Here is a 1,236-nt window from a genome sequence, read left to right on the forward strand (position 1 = left end):
CATGAACTGTGTTAAAAGTTAGAGGGTGAGCGCAAGCTTTGAGCTAAAATCGGCCTGGTAGGGTACGCCCGATTTAACGATAGCAAAAGCCTGCTTGAGGAGCTTGTTGCAGACGGCAATCAAGGCTAATTTCTTGTTCTTGCCCTTCGCCACGAGTCGGTTAAAGAGGGCGGCACAGGCCGCATTCGTTTTTTTGGCCGAGAAGCTGCACATGAACAGCTTCCCTCGGATTAAACTCCCGCCCATTTTGGTAATACGCACCTTGCCGCGAATACTGGTGCCAGAGGTGTGCTCGCGGGGCGACAAGCCCGCCAGGGCAATCACTTGTCGGTAATTATCAAAGTGGGTGAAACCGCCGGCAAAGAGCAGGAGCATACCCGCCGTTTTGCGCCCGATGCCGGGGATCGAACACAGCAGCGTCATTTCCGCCGCAAAGCGCTGTTCCAACAGGGCCAGCAGTTCCGCCTCCACTGCCGCGACTTGTTGGGTCAAGCTTTTAAGCGTCTGCTGGAGCCGTTTCAAGGCAGTTTTACTCACAAGAGGTTGCTGCTGTAAAGCTTCCAAGGCGTTGCCAATCATCACTTTCTGCTTGAGCAGCTGCTCATTGACCTGTTCGAGCTGCCGGCACTCTACTAAAGCCGCTTCGTCCGGCTGCCACACTTTTGCCGGCTGTTGCTGGCCATAGCGCAAGAGCCATTGGGCATCTTTACGGTCGCTTTTGCCTTTGCCTAGGTGCATCTGGATGAATCGCTTGATGACGAGTGGATTGAGCACGACAACCTGACCGCCCTGTTCGTGCAAGTAATAAGCTAAGGCCAGATTGTAGGTGCCGGTGGCCTCCATCACAAATCGGCACTGCCCACTACAGGCCTTGACCAGCTGTTGAAAGCCAGCTTTCGTGTTGCTGATTTCTAAATGCTTAAGCTGCTCATTTACTTGATAACAAACGGCCACCGTGGCTTTGCTCACGTCCAGGCCGACAACGGGTAACGAAGAGGCGATAACCATCGATTGTAGCAGGGAAAGGGTGAAGAAAAAGCAATAAAAAGGACTTCTAGGGCATCTTCTATTATCCTAATACAGGCTCTGGGGCCTACTGGAACTGTCCAAAGTGACCCTAAAAAAGAACGGGGATTATCATGATACACGGGCTCCAACGCCCCATAACATTAGAATCTTACTCCGCTCTTTTCCTTTACTGACCCAAATTAGGGGTCGTGTCTGAACATAGGATAA

Annotated in this window: 1 protein-coding gene; it reads right to left on the reverse strand. The window is 51.9% G+C overall.

Annotated features, from left to right (window positions below):
- Positions 1–18 precede the first annotated feature (18 nt).
- Positions 19–1,008 carry an IS110 family RNA-guided transposase gene (locus J4D99_RS21705; RefSeq protein ID WP_208133847.1) on the reverse strand — a complete coding sequence of 330 codons (990 nt, stop codon included), beginning with the start codon at positions 1,006–1,008 and terminating at the stop codon, positions 19–21.
- Positions 1,009–1,236 lie beyond the last annotated feature (228 nt).

It is taken from the genome of Hymenobacter sp. BT559 (assembly GCF_017571525.1).
Taxonomy (GTDB): domain Bacteria; phylum Bacteroidota; class Bacteroidia; order Cytophagales; family Hymenobacteraceae; genus Hymenobacter; species Hymenobacter ginsengisoli.

Bases quoted from the DNA above. Each gene is read 5' to 3' on its own strand.
- J4D99_RS21705 (WP_208133847.1), bottom strand. From the start codon at position 1,008: ATGGTTATCGCCTCTTCGTTACCCGTTGTCGGCCTGGACGTGAGCAAA.